The organism is Megasphaera elsdenii DSM 20460, from assembly GCF_003010495.1.
In the GTDB taxonomy this organism is placed as follows: Bacteria; Bacillota; Negativicutes; order Veillonellales; family Megasphaeraceae; genus Megasphaera; species Megasphaera elsdenii.
Genome location: NZ_CP027570.1, coordinates 2231542 through 2249639 on the forward strand (window position 1 = coordinate 2231542; position 18098 = coordinate 2249639).

Annotated in this window: 14 protein-coding genes; 13 read left to right on the top strand and 1 reads right to left on the bottom strand. The window is 55.7% G+C overall.

What is annotated here, in order from left to right; translation table 11 throughout:
* The 13 genes from C6362_RS10555 to C6362_RS10615 all read left to right on the top strand — a co-directional run bounded on the left by C6362_RS10555 (position 1) and on the right by C6362_RS10615 (position 16777).
* Positions 1–690, top strand: a complete 690-nt coding sequence (locus C6362_RS10555) for a hypothetical protein (RefSeq protein WP_157868806.1) — start codon at positions 1–3, stop codon at positions 688–690.
* A gap of 34 nt (positions 691–724) precedes the next feature.
* A complete protein-coding gene (locus C6362_RS10560; RefSeq protein WP_014016679.1) occupies positions 725–1528 on the top strand; it encodes a right-handed parallel beta-helix repeat-containing protein in 804 nt (267 codons plus the stop codon).
* Positions 1529–1749: 221 nt separating this feature from the next.
* A complete protein-coding gene (locus C6362_RS10565; RefSeq protein WP_255411292.1) occupies positions 1750–2835 on the top strand; it encodes a M48 family metallopeptidase in 1086 nt (361 codons plus the stop codon).
* 157 nt (positions 2836–2992) lie between these two features.
* Positions 2993–4483, top strand: a complete 1491-nt coding sequence (locus tag C6362_RS10570; RefSeq protein ID WP_014016677.1) for an SPFH domain-containing protein — start codon at positions 2993–2995, stop codon at positions 4481–4483.
* Between the two features lie 21 nt (positions 4484–4504).
* Positions 4505–5605, top strand: a complete 1101-nt coding sequence (locus tag C6362_RS10575; RefSeq protein WP_014016676.1) for a TFIIB-type zinc ribbon-containing protein — start codon at positions 4505–4507, stop codon at positions 5603–5605.
* Between the two features lie 12 nt (positions 5606–5617).
* A complete protein-coding gene (locus C6362_RS10580; RefSeq protein ID WP_014016675.1) occupies positions 5618–6382 on the top strand; it encodes a TPM domain-containing protein in 765 nt (254 codons plus the stop codon).
* 24 nt (positions 6383–6406) lie between these two features.
* The gene (locus C6362_RS10585) at positions 6407–6877 is read left to right on the top strand and encodes a hypothetical protein (protein ID WP_014016674.1); all 471 of its coding nucleotides are present in this window, start codon (positions 6407–6409) and stop codon (positions 6875–6877) included.
* A gap of 54 nt (positions 6878–6931) precedes the next feature.
* On the top strand, positions 6932–8533 hold the full coding sequence (locus C6362_RS10590; protein WP_014016673.1) for a bifunctional metallophosphatase/5'-nucleotidase: 1602 nt from the start codon (positions 6932–6934) through the stop codon (positions 8531–8533).
* A gap of 41 nt (positions 8534–8574) precedes the next feature.
* On the top strand, positions 8575–9609 hold the full coding sequence (locus C6362_RS10595) for a hypothetical protein (protein WP_014016672.1): 1035 nt from the start codon (positions 8575–8577) through the stop codon (positions 9607–9609).
* A gap of 274 nt (positions 9610–9883) precedes the next feature.
* Positions 9884–12235 (top strand): S-layer homology domain-containing protein, encoded by a 2352-nt coding sequence (locus tag C6362_RS12020; protein ID WP_014016671.1) that lies wholly within the window; start codon positions 9884–9886, stop codon positions 12233–12235.
* Positions 12236–12452: 217 nt separating this feature from the next.
* Positions 12453–14765, top strand: coding sequence for a hypothetical protein (locus C6362_RS10605; RefSeq protein ID WP_157868805.1), 2313 nt, complete (start codon positions 12453–12455; stop codon positions 14763–14765).
* Positions 14758–16197: a sensor histidine kinase gene (locus C6362_RS10610; RefSeq protein WP_014016669.1), complete on the top strand. Its 1440-nt coding sequence runs from the start codon at positions 14758–14760 to the stop codon at positions 16195–16197. The genes C6362_RS10605 and C6362_RS10610 overlap by 8 nt, the downstream gene beginning before the upstream one ends.
* On the top strand, positions 16154–16777 hold the full coding sequence (locus C6362_RS10615) for a response regulator transcription factor (RefSeq protein WP_014016668.1): 624 nt from the start codon (positions 16154–16156) through the stop codon (positions 16775–16777). Before C6362_RS10610 ends, C6362_RS10615 begins: the two co-directional genes overlap by 44 nt.
* Here the strand turns inward: C6362_RS10615 and C6362_RS10620 are convergent.
* Positions 16768–17913: a hypothetical protein gene (locus C6362_RS10620; RefSeq protein WP_014016667.1), complete on the bottom strand. Its 1146-nt coding sequence runs from the start codon at positions 17911–17913 to the stop codon at positions 16768–16770. The genes C6362_RS10615 and C6362_RS10620 overlap by 10 nt on opposite strands.
* Positions 17914–18098 lie beyond the last annotated feature (185 nt).

The window sequence follows — 18098 nt, forward strand, 5'->3', positions numbered from 1 at the left end:
ATGGTTTTTCTCATCGGCCTGTCCGGACTGGCTGGCGCTTCCAGCAGAGATGATATCTATAGGGAGAAACTGGATATCCTGTATGCCATGGTCCAAAGTGGCAGCAGCTATATTCTCTTCGGTGAGGAACGGGACGACCTGATGGCCGTCTGGGAAGGCGTGCGGGCTCTGTCCCCGGAACAGGGGCTGGAAGCGGTGAAGTACCAGCTGCTGGACTGCAACGGAGACGGGAAGCCGGAGCTGCTGATCGGTCAGGATAACCGGCTCATTAACCTGTTCACCATCCGGGACGGCCAGCTCCATCAGGTGTTCAGCGGCTTTTACCGGAACGCTTGGTACTATCTGGGAAACGGACGGTTCCTGAACCAGGGATCCGGGGGTGCCAGCCTTTCCATACTGGGAGAATACCATCTGGACGGGAATGGGAACCTGGTGTGTGAAAGCTATTATTTTACCCATTGGGATCCGGCTGTAGAGAAAATGGAAGTGTACTGGAATACCTTTGGAGTCCCGGACATCACCTTGTCGGAGAAAAAAGATATGACGATGGATCAGTTCGGTAAACTCCAAGAGAAGCTGAGGAACAAGGTGAAAAAACTGTCCTGGAAGTCCTTGGCCCGTTACGGCAAAGGTCGTGTGGATGTAGAAGGGAAGGCACGGGTCACGGCCGCAGGGAAGGTCAAGCGTTAGCTATTCATAGGCATGGTATTCTCGGAGGTGACAGATGATGAAACAATTTGGCAAGACGAAATGGACGGGGTTGCTGCGATGTACCCTTCTGACCCTGCTGCTGGTCATGATGATGGCCCCAACGGCGCTGGGGGCCCGGAGAACTGTCCTGGTCCACAATGTAAGGGAAATGATGGAGGCTCTTGGTGACCATACGGAAATCATCCTGGCACCGGGCCAGTACAACCTGTCTGCCTGGCTGCGGGGACCCTTTGCGGACCCGGTGATTCACAACTTCGCCTGGAATCCCATCAGTCCTCCGGGGCTGTACTGGGTCTATCATGAACTGGAACTGGCCGGATTCCAGGATTTGACCATCCGGGGACAGGATACCGAGGCCATCACGGCAGAAATCGTCACGGAGGACCCCTATTCCTCGGTGTTTAAATTCCTGAACTGCCAGCAAATCCGGCTGGCTCATCTCCGGTTCGGGCATATCCAGCAAGAAGGCCACTGTACCGGAGCTGTGCTGAATCTGGAACAGGTGAAAGATGCCAGTCTGGATCACCTGGATCTGTACGGTTGCGGGACTTATGGGTACGAAGCCCGGAGATGCAAAAACATCCTCCTTAGGGACAGCGTAATCCGCAGCTGTACCTATGGTCTGGTCAGTGCCACAGAGTGCCAGAATCTAAAGATCGTCCGGACCACTTTCAAAGACACCAGCACGAATCTCTCACTTTTTGAAGTGAATCATTCCCGGTTGGAACTACTTGACTGCACCTTCCAGAATGTACTGGGAAAGATTAACAGCCTGGATATGACAGAGGGAAAGGTAATCCAAATTTACGAGATTTAAATCAATTAACCGTTTGACACTTTACATATCAAATATAAAATGATACAATTCCTAACCTCATCTGTCTCATTTGGCTGAAGAAAAAGTCGTCGTCCGCGAAAAGAAGGGCAAAGAAGTCGACTACGAAGAATTGACGGCTCATTAGGCTTTGCAAGTCCACCCTTTCCTTGTATAATGAAAGTATAGATTTCCGTTACAGGGGAAGGGTGATTTTTATGAACATGAAGAAAAAAGCAGCTGCTGCCTGTGTGGCAGTCATGGCCGCAGTTTCACTGCCTATGGGTATCGTGCCGGTCCAGCCGGTCCAGGCAGACCTCATTACCGATGTCATCGGCGGCCTCCAGGTGAAGTCGGCCCTGAGCAAGCAGATCAAGCACTACGATACGACCAAGGAAGGGCAGAACGAGATTTACCAGGCCGTCACCAAGCGGACCGGCGTCCTCGATAATGAGTATTATAATGAACGGTTGGCGTCCATCATGAACCGCCTCAGCCACAGCATCGCCCAGACGGACTCCAGTATCAAGACCTTGCCCTACCGCTGGTATGTCAGCCCGGACAAGACGTTCAACGCGGCCTGCACCATGGGCCACGTCATGATTGTCAACAAGGGCATGTTCGATCTGGTCAGCAACGATGATGAAATCGCCGTCGTCTTGGGCCACGAAATGGGCCATGGCCAGAAACACCACGTCGCCAATTCGACGCAGAAGAAGGTCAATGTTGAAATCGGCAAGATGGTCCTGGCCGACACGATTGGCGGCTCCGGCCTGAACAACCTCATCCTCAATACGATCAGCAACCAGATCGAGACGGTCCACATCGACCGGGCTGCCGAATGGGAAGCGGACAACCTGTCCTTCGGTTATATCACTGGGGCCGGCTATAATCCCGGCGCGACGGCCGCCATCTGGCAGCGGGTCATGGAAAAATATGGCGACAACACGAGCGACTTCGTCGGGGAAATCTTCTCGCCGTCGGATCATCCGTCCCATCAGGAACGGCGCGACAGTTACGCCAAGAAGCTCTATGAAATGAGCGGCAAGCATGCCAGCGTCAAAGACGGTACAGTCTACGTCAATGGCAAGAAATTCATCAAGCCTGCCGCCACGTACAGCATGAGCAGTGCCGAACGGTCCTATTTCGTCCTGGGCAACCTGGCTGCCGCGTATCAGAACGGCCACAGCAAGCAGCCGGCTACGGCATCTGGCGGTACGCTCTACTTAGGGCCCCAGAATATCATGACGCCTGTCAACGGCGACCCGTCGGCAGAAGAACTGGCAGCGCAGCTCAATAAAATCAAATAATGATTGAACAGCATAACTAAAGGCAAAATGGCCGTGTGCTATGTATATTTTATATCTATCACCTGTAGTAAAATACAGGTGATTTTTTTTTGAAATAAGCTATCCTATAAGCAAGAAAAGAATTTTACAAGAATAGTTACGAAAAGGAGGTAGTCTTATGGGTTTGATCAAAGCGGCAATGGGAGCAGCCGGCGGTGTCCTGGCTGACCAGTGGAAGGAATTTTTCTATTGTGATAGTATGCCCCCTGATATCCTCATGATGAAAGGGCAGAAGCAGACGAGTTCGCGCGGCCGCAGTTCCAATACGAGCGGCGAAGACAATATCATTTCCAACGGCTCGAAGATTGCCGTCAACAACGGCCAGTGCATGATGATCGTCGAATCGGGCAAGGTCGTCGACGTCTGCAACGAACCGGGCGAATATATCTACGATATGTCGACAGAACCGTCCATCTTTACGGGAGGCCTCGAACAGGGGCTCCGGGATATGTGGGGCCAGATGAAGGAACGCTTCACCTTTGGCGGCGATACGGGCAAGGACCAGCGGGTCTACTACTTCAACATGAAAGAGCTCATCGGCAATAAGTACGGCACGCCGCAGGAAGTCCCGTTCAAGATGAAAGACCCCGATACGGGTCAGATTCTCTTGATCCGCCTGCGCTGTTTCGGCGAATACAGCTATCGCATCGTCGACCCGGTCCTGTTCTATACCAACGTAGCGAGCAACGTCGCCGACCGGTATGAACGCAGCCAGATCGACAGCCAGCTGAAATCGGAACTGCTCAACGCCCTGCAGCCGGCCTTCGCCAAGCTCAGTGCCCAGCGTATCGACTATGTCGAACTGCCGGGGCGGACCTTTGAAATCGCCGACGCCCTGAATGAAGTCCTGTCCAAGCGCTGGCGGGAACTGCGCGGTCTGGAAATCGTATCCTTCGGCATCAACAGCATCAAGGCCAATGAAGAAGATGAAGCGAAGATCCAGAAAGTACAGATGGGCAAGACCCTGTCGGATCCGTCGCTGGCCATGGGTGCCATGGCCGATGCCACCAGCGATTCCCTGCGCATGGCGGCCCAGAATGAAGGCGGTGGCGGCGCGGCTTTCGGCTTCATGAATATGAATATGGCCGGCAATGCCGGTGCCGGCATGTATCAGCAGATGGCTCAGCAGCAGGAGCTGATGGAACGGCGGCAACGACTGATGGACCATCAGCAGTTAGAAGCTGAAATGGCCCGAGTGAAGGCCGAAGCAGAACGGGGCGTAGCTGCGCAGGCAGGCAGCTGGACCTGCCCGCAATGCGGCACGGCAAACCTGGGCAAGTTCTGCCTGAACTGCGGCACGAAGAAACCGGAACCCAAGCCGGCCGATACGTGGGACTGCGACTGCGGCCAGACTGGCAATACGGGGAAATTCTGTATGAACTGCGGTAAGGCCAAGCCCGAAGGGAAAGCGCCGGAAGCGGGTTGGACCTGTCCCAAGTGCGGCGCTGTCAATCAGGGCAAGTTCTGCATGGAATGTGGGACTCAGAAGCCGGCTGACGCACCGCTTTTCAAGTGCGACAAGTGCGGCTGGCAGCCGCCGGATCCGCATCATCCGCCGAAATTCTGCCCTCAGTGCGGCGATCCTTTCGACGAGCACGATCAACAATAGCGTAAGAAATGAGGTGAGCTTATGGCCAATACTTCCGTAGGCTATAAATGCCCGAACTGTGGCGGCCCCCTGGCCTTTGCGCCGGGGTCGGAAAAAGTGACCTGTCCGTACTGCGATACGGAATTTGAAGTCGCCAAGATCGAAGAACTCTTTGCCAAACAGGAAAAATTGGCTGCCGAAGCCCAGGCGGCGAAAGAAGCCAAGTGGGATACGGCCGATGCCGGCAGTGAATGGGGCGAAGACGAAGCAGCCCAGATGCAGACCTTCACTTGTTCCTCCTGTGGCGCTGAGCTGGTCAGCGATGGCAATACGATGGCGACGGAATGTTGCTACTGCGGCAACCCGACCATGATTCCCAGCCGTTTTTCGGGGATGCTCAAGCCGGATTTCGTCATCCCCTTTAAAAAGACGAAAGACGAGGCCGTAGCCGCTTTGAAAGAATTTTATAAGGGCAAACGGCTTCTGCCCAAGGCCTTCACGGCCAATAACCGCGTCGAAGCCATCCAGGCCATGTACGTGCCTTTCTGGCTCTTCGATTCTGATGTGACAGCGTCGGCCGAATTCCGGGCTGAGACCGATACGGTCTATGAAACGAATGATGAAACCGTGACCGAGACCAGCGTCTACCGCTGCGACCGCCAGGGGACCATGCGCTTCCAGCGTATTCCCGTCGACGGCAGCCAGAAGATGGACGATACCTATATGGAAAGCATCGAGCCTTACGATTATCACGACCTGGTTCCCTTCAGCAGCGCCTATCTGACGGGTTATCTGGCCGATAAATACGACGTCGATGCCGAAGCCGCCGTGCCCCGGGCGGACGAACGGGTCCGCCAGAGCGCCCTCGGCGTCCTCGAAGATACCGTCGAAGGCTATGACCGGGTAGAACTCAAAGAAGATGTCATCAGCAAAGATGAAGGGGCTGTGTCCTATGCCATGGCGCCCGTGTGGATCCTGACGACGCGTTACCAGGACCAGCCGTATACGTTCATGATGAACGGCCAGACCGGCAAGATGGTCGGCAGCCTGCCTTATGACAAGGCCAGGGCCAACCTGTACTGGGCCGGCAGTGCCTTGATCTTGACGACGATTTTCTACTTCATTGCCAAGTGGTTCGTGTAAGGAGGGATAGCCATGAAAGGATATGTAACCAAGAGTCTGCTGTTCCTGGCCTGTCTGTTCTTCCTGGCGATGAATGTCTTGGCCGCCAATCCGTCCAGCCTGGCTGACGGGGCCCAGCTCCTGAAGGGCAGTGAACGCATTGCCGTGCTGAATGAACTCGGCAACATTGAAAGGAAATACGGTGTGCGCCTGGCCGTCGTCACCGTCAAGACGACGAATAAAGTAAAAATCGGCGACTATGCCAATCAGCTCCTGGACAGCACCTATACAGACGGGAAGAACGGCAATATGGTCCTGGTCCTGGCGATGGATACGCGGGACTATTACGTAGCCACCGATAAAGCCATGCGCCAGCGCATCAGCGATAAAGGCAGCCTTCCCATCTTGGAAGAGAAATTCCTGCCCTTGCTGAAAGAAAAGAAATATGCCGAGGCTTTCAAAGCCTATGCCTTGGAGTCCGGTGAACTGCTGGCCTATTATGAAGCCAATGGCAAGGCCTATGATCCGCATGACGCCTTCAGTTGGACGGCGCTGCTCATCGCCCTGGCCCTCGGCATCGGCGGCGGCTTCCTCATCCGGCGCTATCTCATCAGCACCATGAGCAATGTCGCACCGGCCCTGGCGGCGTCGGCCTACCTCGATGAGAACAGCTTCGACCTTACGGAAAAGGAAGATACGTTCCTGTTCATGAATGTATCCCGCGTAGCCAAAGCGAAAAAATCGGGTCGCAACGACAGTACCGACGAGAATCACGGCGGTGGCGGCGGGAAGTTCTAAGCCGGCTTATGAGGAGGGTTCGTTATGAGATATGGGAAAAAAATACTGCTCATGCTGATGGCAGCCTGCCTGATCGGCACCAGTGCCTCAGCCTGTGAAGGTGCCCCTTACCGGTCCGTGCGCCTGGATTCTGATGAGGCCCAGCAGATTCACGTTTTTACGCGATGCTGGGATACCATTTACCCGATGGACGGGAACCCCTTAAAGGAATTTGCCGTCACCGACCTCGACGGTAACGGCCTGCTGGAAATCCTGACGCGGGCCCAGAAGGGGGAAACCGTTCCCGTCGTCTATGAAGTAGACCCGCAGCGCCGGGGGATAACCTTGAAAAGCAAGCAATGGTATTACCGGCATGTCTTCCAACATAACATCGCCTGGTTCACCATGCATCCTGAAACGGCAGCCGGCCCCTGGGTAGGCCGTACGGAAATCGTCGAATGGATGCTCCAGGACAGCTATGACATCTATATGGGCCGTAAAGAAGGCTTTGGATAATCCCTATCATTCACGAGATATGTATTAAAAGTCTATTAAGAAGGAGGGAATGGGATGGCTTTTAGCAGAAGATATTGGCTGGTCCTGGCCCTCTGCCTGGCCCTGCAGGGATTGGGCCAGGTCCGGGCCGATCTCGTCGTCTTACACACCAACGATGTCCACTGTGGCGTGGAGAATCAGCTGGGCTATGCCCAGCTAGCCCAGTATAAAAAGGACCTGATGAAGAATCCTGACGATACGGTGCAGCTCGTCGATGCAGGCGATGCCATCCAGGGCGAACCTCTGGGAAGTCTGACCCGGGGGCAGGCCGTCATCGACATCATGAATGTCGCCGGCTATGATTTCGCCATTCCCGGCAATCACGAATTTGACTATGGCGTAGCACGCCTGCTGGAACTGGCACCGCAGCTTGCTGGCGGCTATTACAGCTGTAACCTGGTAGATTTGCGGACGGGGAAGACCGTTTTTCCGCCCTATAAGATGGTGGCCTATGACGGCGGGAAAAAGGCGGCCTTCATCGGCGTGACGACGCCGCAGACCCTGATTTCTTCGACGCCCCGTTACTTCCAGGACGATAAGGGACAGTTCATCTACGGATTTTCAGAAGATGCGACAGGACAGAAACTCTATGAACAAGTCCAAAAGGCCATCGACCAGGCTTGGGACGAAGGGGCCCGGACCATTATCCTGGTCACGCACCTAGGTCAGAATGGGTCGCTCCCGGTCTGGACCAGCGAGGCCTTGGCTGCACATACGCAGAAAGTGGCGGCCATCATCGATGGTCATTCCCATGAACAATATGAACGCTTGGTCAAGAACCGCAAAGGTCAGCCCGTCCTCATCGCACAGACGGGAACGAAGTTCCAGTCTGTCGGCAAATTGGTCATCGATAACTACGGCCACGTGCGGGGCGAATTAGTGACCCAGCTGGACGGGGCCGATGCGGCGACAGAAGCCGTCGTACAGCGCAAAATGGCTGTCGTCCGGGAACAACTCCAGCAGCCGGTTGCCACGCTGCCTGTGGATTTCGTGACCGATATCGAGGGGCAGCGGCGCGTCCGGAACGGGGAAACGAACCTGGCTGATTTAGCTGTCGATGCCATCCGGTACCGGCTGCATACGGATGTGGCGCTCCTGAACGGCGGTTCCTTCCGGGCCCCGCTATCAGCCGGCATTGTGACCTATGAATCGTTATACCGGGTCTTTCCCTTTTCCAATCAGCTCGTCGTCTGCAGCGTAACGGGCCAGCAGCTCCTCGATGCCCTGGAAATGGGGGCTTCGCGGTATCCTCAGGAATTTGGCGGATTTTTGCAGGTGTCCGGCCTGACTTACCGCATCGATCCGGCGATTCCCAGTTCCGTCGTCCTCGACGATAAGGGCCGTTTCGTCAAAGTGGCCGGCCCGCGGCGGGTCAAAGACGTCCAGGTCAACGGCAAGGTCATCGAGGCCGATGAAGACTACCGCGTCGGCGGTACGGCTTACGTCCTCTGCCATGGCGGCGATGGACAGACAAGCCTGCAAGGCGGCATCCTGTTGGAAGATACGGGCCTGTCCGATGTCGACGCTCTGGTAGAGTATCTCTCCCATAAGGGGGACACCCTGGCTGCTGACTATGGCAACCCGGCCGGACAGGGACGGATTATCGTCGGCCCGTAAACAGCAGCTGTGTGACGGCTATAGAAAAGGAGGTATTTTCGATGAATCAGATGATGACCAAACGGCTTCTTTCGCTAGTGGCGGCAGGCATCGTTTTTGCCGCTTCCCTGGCCGGATGTGGCAGTAACGCACCGGAATCACCGAAAGCAGATGCCGTGAAGATGGAAGCCATCCAGACACTTAAACTGGCTGGCAAAGACGTACCGCTCTATGAATTGACGGGCACTGAGCTGCCTCATTTCGTCAATTCTCGCTTGGCCGTAACAGCGGATGCGGTCTATGCTCCGACTCAGGAGAAAGGGGAAGACGATGCTCATCTCTGGAAATTCCCGATGAAAGGCGACAAGCTCTCGGCTGGACAGGAAATCGGTCTGATGAAACGGTCCTGGCTGACGACGAACGGCCAGAACGTCTATTTTTGCCAGGGCAATCATGTCCAGGGCATCTATGACGGTTCGGCTGTCCACCAGGCGGCCTTGAGCAGCAACCGGGAAGGTTCCCTCCAGGCTGTCTACGGCAGTGATACGGTCTATTTCGATCGCGAAGGGGCCAGTGCGACGGCCGGCATCACGCGGGGCACGCTCACGAAAGACGGCTTTTCGAATCCCAAACTGCTGCTGGCTACCTTTGGTTATATAGACCAGCGCAAGGCTGCTAAAGACGAAGTCGCTCCCAAGCTGATTGCAGCCGATACAGACGGCTTCTATATGCAGTGGACGGCCCGTAATGGTTCGAACAATGGCACGGGATGGACGAAACCGGTTTATGCTTTTGACCCGGATGGCAAGGAACTGCGTTCCTTTGAAGTAAATACAGGCCTGGCTGAAGGAATGCAGAAAGCTTCCGCCAGCGGACCTATCGTAGTGACTCAGGACTATGTCGTGTTTACCGGACGGGGCCTGTTCCGCATTTTCAATAAAAAGACCGGTGCTGCTGTCGGAGATATCACCTATCAGATTGACGACCAGGTCTACACGCCCGATGCCATTACCACGGACGGGACGAACCACGTCTATTTCACCATTTACAATCGTCAGCAGAACGTCCAGCACCTCTATCGCCTGGATCTGCCCTAACGGTAAGGGACTGTCCCATGAAGGCTTCTGCCCATCATGGGACAGTCTTTTTTTTGCCTTTTTATCTGTCATGACAGTTGCGTTGTTGAATTATGTCATGTGTCATGACAGATTCGCAAAAGGCAATGATGCGGCTTAAAACACGATAGTAATTGCAAAATATACTTAATTTACCTGTAATAAATTACAGTGTACAGGCTTCACCTTTTTACTATAATGAATTAAGAAAATAACTTACATAATTTATAGTATAAAAGCAAAGGAGGCGTAAATCATGAAAAGACGTCATCATTGTAAATCATCCCATGCTAAAGTGACTTTAGCCGTATTAGCCCTGTGTGGCATGACCGCTTTTTGGGGCAGTGCTGCCTGGGCCGCTGATGCCGGGCAGACTCCGAATCCCGTCCAGGACGGCATCCATTATTTCAGTGTGAAGCCGGAAGACGGTAATCGAGCCAGGAATTACAATAATGACGGCGCTGTCGGGACCGATTCCCTGGCCGTCGGCGCCGGCGCTTATGCAGACGGGACCATGGGCGCCACGGCCCTGGGCAACGATGCCGTAGCGGACGGCGAACGGGCCCTGGCCGTAGGAAACGGATCAAAAGCCACCGGTCTGGACGCCATCGCCATCGGTACGGGAAGCCAGGGGGAAGCCAACGGGACCAATGCCATCGCCATCGGGGAACAGACCCTTGCCAGAGGCATGTATACAACGGCAGTGGGAGGTTATTCCGAAGCCACTGCTGAGGGAGCCGTGGCCCTGGGCCAGCAGGCCAAGAGCAAGGGCAAATACAGTACCAGCATCGGCATGATGGCCAATGGCATGTATGAAGGCGGAACGGCTGGTGACTATTCCACGGCCGTAGGGGCTTATTCCGAATCTTCCGGATTGGCTTCCGCGGCCCTGGGCGGCTTCAGCAAAGCCACCGATGACTTCGCAACGGCTTTGGGCTATGGCAGTGGAGCTGTCCTTCGAGGCACGGCCGTAGGGGCTGCCAGCCAGATTACGGGAGAAGGCGGCACGGCGATAGGCCTGCTGAGTATTTCTTCTGCCCCGGGAGCCGTGGCGTTGGGCATGAGTTCCGTAGCCGACCGGGAAGCGGGCTGGCAGGGATATCATCCGGTGTACGGCCAGATGCAGGACGTTTCTCCTGCCTGGCAATCCACCTGGGGTGCCGTGTCCGTAGGTGCCGGTCCTTCCCGTGATGAAAATGGCCGGACGATTCCCCAGCGGACCCGGCAGATCATCAATCTGGCCGCCGGGACGGAAGATACGGACGCTGTGAACGTGGCCCAGCTGAGAGAAGCCATGAGCGATGCTCGGGTCTCCATCCATGCCGGTGAAGGAATCATTGTGGAGAAGATGGGAACCGAGTACACCATCAAAGCCAATCTGAACGGCTTGAGCAACGAGCACGGAACGGTACACATCCTGTCCGATACAGGAGAATTCCCGCACGATTGGCCGGATGGCTCTTCTGATCAGCCTGATCCAGCCCCCAGGCCCGCTCCCCGGCGGGTAATGGCAGCAGCACCGGAAGTCGATAACGGCGGATTGCTCCATCTGGGCTACGTGGCCAATGAAGTGAAATTTGCCACTGATGATAAGAATACGGCCCAGCTCAACGACGGAGGGACTGTCAATGTACTGGGCGGAAACAATATCTATACGACGTCCAGTACTACAGAAAATAAAACTGTAGACAATATCCATATCAATCTGAAGCCGGACATCACCGTCGATAGTATCCAAATCTCTCGGGACGGACCGAAACTGGATGGAACCGGCCTCGATATGGACAACAAATCTATTACTCAGTTGGCACCGGGTGAAGTATCGGCGACGTCTACGGATGCCGTCAACGGCAGCCAGCTTTACGCTACCAACCAGATGGTTCAGGAAAACCGGCAGAACATTACCCAGCTGGGGAATTCCCTGAATAAGCTGGATAACCGCATCAACCGCGTCGGTGCTGGCGCAGCCGCTTTGGCAGCGCTCCATCCGCTGGACTTCGACCCGGACGATAAGTGGGATTTCGCAGCCGGTTACGGTAACTACCGCGGTGCCAATGCGGCAGCTGTTGGACTCTACTATCGGCCCAATGAAGACACCATGTTCAGCGTCGGTGGCAGCTTCGGCGGCGGTGAGAACATGATCAATGCCGGCGTCAGCCTGAAAATCGGCCGCGGCAACCATGTTTCCAACTCCCGTGTCGCCATGGCGAAAGAAATCCGCGACCTGCGGCAGGCCCTGGCTGAACAGGCTGCTGAAATCGCCCAGCTCAAAGGGATGCATCATCTGGCTATCGACCCCGATAAGAGCCTGCTCTTCCCTGATGTAGCCGATAACCACTGGGCTTACGAATACGTCAGCAAACTGGCTGGCAACGGTATCCTCGAAGGTTATCCCGATGGCTTGTTCAAGGGTAACCAGATGATGACGCGCTATGAATTTGCAGCCATCGTCTATCGGCTGATGGAAAAAGGATTTGGCCATACGGATCCGGAAATGAACCGCCTGGCTCGCGAATTCAGCAATGAACTGTCCTATATCCGCATCGATACGATTCATCAAGATAAAGACGGCACGCCGACGGTACAGCGTGTCCGCGTAAAGAAATAAGGACGAATTTCGTTCGTTGTTCATCCTGCTAAGAACTAGCCACTAATTGCTAATCACTAAAAGAGGTTGTCTTAATGCGACAGCCTCTTTTGTCTGTTCAGCTGTATAACACTTATGTTATAATTAATAAAAAGCAACGGTTATGTGTACGGAGAGGCAGGTGACGGAGGTGGAGAAACTGGGCAGGCTGGTGTGTCTTTGCTGTCTCTTTTGGCTCTTGGCATTTACCGTAGTCCCTGGGGCGGTCCTTTTGTATGATCACGACCATGGCCAGGCTTATGGCCGGACCTTGACGGAACTGGCAGGGGAAGAGGTGCAGGGCCAGCCTTCGTCCCAGCTGCTGCGCCGGTTGTCTGAAGAGGATGTCCTGGCCATCGAGGCCTACGACGTCCAGGCCGCGGTCTTACAGCAGAATCGCCGTATTCCTTATTATTGGTATCCTCACTATACGGCGACGGTCGTCCTGGCCGTAGCCGATACCTGTCCTTTTCCTATCACAGGCTGGCAGAGCCTGGCAGCGGCACCAGTGTCATTGGCGCTGACGGCCGATGAACCAGAGTCTCTCTTTTTCATGCAAGCCATGAGCTATGGCCTGGACGGGAATCTGTCTGGCCAAGCCGGGATGGACCTGCTGCAGCGCATCCAGGAACAAGGGCGTTTGCAGATGGCAGAAGGACCGCAGCATTTATCGGCCCAGGTATGGATCCTCTTCGATTACCAAGCCCGGCAGTGGCAGCACCGGGGAGCGCCTATTCATCTTGTCGTCCCTGTTGAAGGGACCTTATCGTTTCAGAAAGGCTTGCTAGCTAAACGCCCACTGGCTTTGGATGACTATAAGTTATCGGAAATATTAATATCTCAAGGTTACACCTTGATTCCACCATCTCCAAGCCAATATGTTTCAGAAAACGAAACGCTTTTCCAAGAAGCTGACAAGATTTCCCGACAAATCGATTACCGACTTTCCAAGGTTTACCGGCTTACCAGCTTGACAGGTATCAACCACCTGACCTGGTATATGGCAGCGTTGTTCCTGGTCATCCTCTGGGGATGCCGCCTGCGGCGCCAGGTCCTGCAGCCGCCTGTCCGCCAGGCCTATCTCGGCGTCATCATCACTCTCTGTGCCTGGATATTGATCCGCTGTTTCAAATTGAGCTTTCCCGTTTTTTGGGCTGATGGGATTCGCTGGAGCTGGTATAGTTATTATCTCTTTTACGGGCTCCTCATTTCTCTATTGGTCTGGATTGGCTATGTCGCCTCTCACATCGGCCTGACCCGTCCTTGTCCGTCATGGCTGAAGGCCGTCTTCGTGGGGAATATGCTCCTGGCAGTTGCTGTCATGACCAATGATTTCCACCAATGGGCTTTTACCTTTTCGGCTGGTGTCATCGCAGCTGACAGCAACCACGGCTATGGTCCCTTATATTTTCTCTTGGCCTTCTCTTATGGAGCCGAGTTCTTAGCCGTCAACGGTGTCCTCTGTTATACATCCCTGCACCAGCGCGTAGGCCCGTCTTGGCGGCTGGTCCTGCCCCTGGCCTGTACCCTTGTGTATGGCGGCTATGTTATCGGCTACGCCTGGGGACTGCTAAATATCTTTCGTTCCGAATTGGTCCTGATGACGGTCATCTGTACCTTGGTCTGGCTGGAAATCGTCATTAAAGGGCGGTTCGTTCCGGCCAATGAAGGCTATGTCGAATTTTTCCGCCAGTCCAACCTAGCCATGCAGCTCTATGACGATACAGGCCGCGTCTGCTATGCTTCGCATGACATAGCGCGCAAAGTACAGGCCGATTGGGAAGCCCAGTCCATGCCCATCCGCGGCGGCTGGGTCCGCTGGTATCGGGATATCCGCCCTTTGCGGGAAAAACAGGCCGCCCTGCGCCGTGTCAACCGGGCCCTGACCCGGTCATATGAACTGCGCTGCCGAGCGGGTGCCATCCGCCGCCAAGCCGTGGACCGTCAGGTCCGTCAGCGCATCTATAGGGAGTTGGAAGAAATCATTGCTCAGAAGCGCCCGGCTATCGAAGAACGCCTGACCTATCTCAAGACGGCCCGCCCCGGTCCCGATACGGATGCCGTCGTCTGCCGGCTCCACGTTTTGGCCTGTTATCTGAAAAAGCGCTGTGTCCTCCTGCTGCGGGGACGGGAAGACGGGACCCTCGATGCCCGGGAATTGTTCCTGGCCCTGCAGGAATCGCAGCGGTACCTGGACCAGGCCGGCCTCCAGGGACGGGTCGGTTTCGACCTGTCAGGGAGACTGCTGGCGTCGGCAGCCCTGACCTTATATGATGTCTTTGAAGAGGTGGGGGAGGCGGCCCTGGCTCAACATGAATCGTATTGGCTCTGTCAGTTCCGAGAATCGGAGAAGGACTGGATCTTTTCCCTGGTCTTGGAACAAGCCGAAGGCCCAGACTGGCTGCCTGTGTGGCAAGGCCTGGCCGCTTATGACGTCGCCGTGGACTGTGACGATACAGGCTATGGCCGGCGGCTGACCGTCTGTGTGGGAAAGGAGGGGGACCATGGTTAATCTCTATACCTTGCCGACGTATGTCGTCGTCCTGTTCATCGGTGTGATTCTCTGTCTTTTCCTAGCTAACAGCGTCCTCTATTATTACCTCATGCCGCAGGCCCAGTTTCGCCAGCTCGGCCGCAAATGCTTGGAAGGGAGCAGCTTGCTCCTGCTTATGGCGGTGGCGACTATTTTGTATGAAGTCTACACGGACAGCCTGAATGGTATCGTCTACGACGAAGCGACGGATTTCTGGCGCTACAGCACCGCCTTGGCCGGGACGGCAGGTGCTGTGTACTGGATCCATGACCGTCAGGCAGGCAGCCTCTGGGTTCTGGCAGCGTCTATCCTGTTGCTGCCCGTTTTCGATGACTGGCTGCCAGGCTCTTTGGTCCTGGCCCTGGTTTGTCTGGCCTGGCGCCTGATCCGCATCTTTCCACGGACTTACAACCAGTATCAGCAACGTCTGACGGCCCGCTCCATCCAGACGGCCGTAGACTGCCTTGATGAAGGAATCCTCATCAGCTGGGAAAAGGGCGAGCCTGTGCTGGTCAACTTTACCATGTATGCCGTCATGGAACAGCTCGTCGGCACAGTCGTCCGCAATGCCAACATCTTCTGGCATCTCCTGCCCTTTTGTGGCAATCGCCCCGGCCTTTCTATGGAACGCCAGGGCCGGGATCTGCTCTTTCGTTGGGATTCTGGCCAGGCCTGGCTCTTGCAGCGGCGCCCTATCCGCTTCCGCCGCCAGTCGGGCTGGCAGATTACGGCAGCCAATGTGACGGCCCTTCATCGCTTGAACCGGGAACTGGCCCAGAAGAACGCTGTCCTGGAACAGCGCAATGAAGAAATGAAAGACGTCCTCGACGGCCTCGTAGCCCTTCAGACCCGGCAGACGACGGAGAGCCTCCGCTATAAGATACACGACCTCCTGGGTCAGCGCATCACTATCTTGCAGCAGCTCCTGAATAACCCGAATGTCAGCGATTACGGCGAAATCCTGCCGCTCGTCGAAGATGTCCTGTCCGATTTGCGGCGTGATGCCGTGGCCAATCCGCAAGAACGGTTAGATGCCTTGGTGACGACGTACCGCAACTTGGGCATCGCCGTGACGGTAGAAGGGATGTTGCCTGCCGATACCCGGCGGGCCGGGGAGTTCGTGCGCATCATCCGCGAGGCCATGACCAACGCCTTGCTCCACGGCCAGGCCCGGTCGATTGCCGTGACCTTCGGTACCGGCCGGCAGCCTGCTTTAGTCATTGCCGACGACGGCCAGGGCTGTCCGGGCCCCATCCAGACCGGTACGGGCCTGCAGGCTATGGAGCAGCGGGTACGGGCGTTAGGCGGCCGTCTGACGCTGACCAAGACACCGCACTTTATCATTACTGTAGAAATGGGGGAGAACCATGATCCGACTGATCATCGTAGACGACCAAAAAATCTTGCTTGAAGGATTGAAGAAAATATTTGAAGGCCAGCGGCATATTGAAGTCGTCAGTACCCTGTCTTTTTCGGAACTCGTCGAACCGGCTTGCAACCGGTTCCGGCCCGACGCCATCCTCCTGGATATCTGCATGGAAGGGAAGAACAGCGGCATCGCCCTGACGCGGTGCCTGAAAAAGAAATACCCCGGCCAGAAGGTTATCATCATGACCGGGTTCCAGGATGTAAGCTTTATTGAAATGGCCCGCGACGCTGGGGCAGACAGCTTCATCTACAAAGAGAGTGCCGCCCGTGATTTCATCGACTGCCTGGAGCGGACTTTGGCCGGGGAGCACCTGTTCCCGGATGTACGGGAAAAAGTGACCTTTGGGGCCTGCCATATCAGCCTGACGGACCGGGAGCTGGATATCCTGCGTCTGGTCTGTCAGAACCTGTCGTATCAGGAAATCGCTGATGAACTGCAGATCAGCAAGCGGACGGTCAGCTTCCACATCAGCAATATGCTCAGCAAGACGGGCCACAAAAGCCTGATCGGCCTGGCAGTTGAAGCCGCCGATAAGGGCTATGCCCCGTCCCGTCAGAAGTAAGCCGTCAGGCTCGTGCCGATGACCGTTTCCCGGAAGTCTCCCGTCCAGACCGTGTCGTGACGGTTCTTCAGGGAAAAGCCTTCGATGGCCCAGTCCAGGCCTGGACAGACGATGTAATCCAGACGGGCGCCCCAGCCGCGAAAGTCCATGCGGCGGAAGAAGGTCGTATCGCCGTCCATGGTATGGTAGAGGATAGACGCCGACGGCTGGTCGTAATAGCGTATCCAGGCTTCATACGAACCTTTTTGCCGCTCGTCGAGATGACCATAGGTCAGGGCGGCGACGAAGCCTGAATCGGTCGTATCATAGCCATCGGCGCCGTGACGGCCCCAGGCTTGGAGCAGGTCCAGGCTGGCTGTGAGTTTCGGCGTCAGCTCATACATCAGGCGCCATTCGGCGATGCGCTGCCGGTCAAAGCCCGTGCCGGCCCGGCTCGGCCCTGACGGCGGCAGGGACTGGATGCGGTGGAAATCGAGATAGGCTGCGTCGCTTTTCAGCCGGCCGTACTGGCTGCTGTGGAGCAGGCTCCAACCCCGCTGGCGATGCCTGTCGTCAGCGCCCGTCGTGCGGCCGGCAAAGAAGGTCAGGCTGCCCAGATTGTCATTCCGCTGGCCCAGGCGCAGGCGCAAGCCGTCGACTTTTTTGTCGATGACGTTGCCGTCCAGGAGATAGTAGTTGAACCGGCCCGCTTCGACTTTGAGCCGGTCTTGTTCGTGCTGTACGTAGAGGCGGCCGAGATATAAGTGATGGTTGGCGTTAGGCTCTTTATCGTTGCGCAGGTCTTCGAGCTGCGTGCGCAGCGACGTCCCTTCGTCAAAGTGGACGAAGGGGAAGAGGCGCAGGCGGCGCGTCGCCAGGTAGACCCGTTCATCATGGCGGCGGACCTTATTGGGCGCAGGAAAACTATCGGCACGGAACTGGCCCCGTCCCCAGAGCCAGCGGTAGTCGCCGTGGATTTCGATATAGGGATACGTGCTTTTTTCCGTAACCGGGATTTCCTGCTCCTCCAAGGGCGCCGTCTCTTCCACAGGCCTTTCCGGGGCGGCTGGCGATAACGCCGACAGGCCGAGGGGGATGAGTACGGCCGCGGTCAGGCAGGCGGCTGTTTTCCATAGCTGAAAAGCGTTCTTTTTCATGGATGCATCCTTTCACACTATACGTTTTTTATAAGTATACCATGCCCAAAAGGCCCATGTATACCGGGATAGTTTACAAAATCACTGCTTCGGCGTGACCCACCGCACGGGGCTCATCCATAAATTCAAGGGGCAGGCCTAATCTTGCCTTATTCATGAAAAAAGTATATAATTAAAGTTGATGT

Excerpts from the sequence above, each read along its gene's own strand:
- C6362_RS10555 (WP_157868806.1), top strand. The coding sequence starts at position 1 with ATGGTTTTTCTCATCGGCCTGTCCGGACTGGCTGGCGCTTCCAGCAGA.
- C6362_RS10560 (WP_014016679.1), top strand. The coding sequence starts at position 725 with ATGATGAAACAATTTGGCAAGACGAAATGGACGGGGTTGCTGCGATGT.
- C6362_RS10565 (WP_255411292.1), top strand. The coding sequence starts at position 1,750 with ATGAAGAAAAAAGCAGCTGCTGCCTGTGTGGCAGTCATGGCCGCAGTT.
- C6362_RS10570 (WP_014016677.1), top strand. The coding sequence starts at position 2,993 with ATGGGTTTGATCAAAGCGGCAATGGGAGCAGCCGGCGGTGTCCTGGCT.
- C6362_RS10575 (WP_014016676.1), top strand. The coding sequence starts at position 4,505 with ATGGCCAATACTTCCGTAGGCTATAAATGCCCGAACTGTGGCGGCCCC.
- C6362_RS10580 (WP_014016675.1), top strand. The coding sequence starts at position 5,618 with ATGAAAGGATATGTAACCAAGAGTCTGCTGTTCCTGGCCTGTCTGTTC.
- C6362_RS10585 (WP_014016674.1), top strand. The coding sequence starts at position 6,407 with ATGAGATATGGGAAAAAAATACTGCTCATGCTGATGGCAGCCTGCCTG.
- C6362_RS10590 (WP_014016673.1), top strand. The coding sequence starts at position 6,932 with ATGGCTTTTAGCAGAAGATATTGGCTGGTCCTGGCCCTCTGCCTGGCC.
- C6362_RS10595 (WP_014016672.1), top strand. The coding sequence starts at position 8,575 with ATGAATCAGATGATGACCAAACGGCTTCTTTCGCTAGTGGCGGCAGGC.
- C6362_RS12020 (WP_014016671.1), top strand. The coding sequence starts at position 9,884 with ATGAAAAGACGTCATCATTGTAAATCATCCCATGCTAAAGTGACTTTA.
- C6362_RS10610 (WP_014016669.1), top strand. The coding sequence starts at position 14,758 with ATGGTTAATCTCTATACCTTGCCGACGTATGTCGTCGTCCTGTTCATC.
- C6362_RS10615 (WP_014016668.1), top strand. The coding sequence starts at position 16,154 with ATGATCCGACTGATCATCGTAGACGACCAAAAAATCTTGCTTGAAGGA.
- C6362_RS10620 (WP_014016667.1), bottom strand. The coding sequence starts at position 17,913 with ATGAAAAAGAACGCTTTTCAGCTATGGAAAACAGCCGCCTGCCTGACC.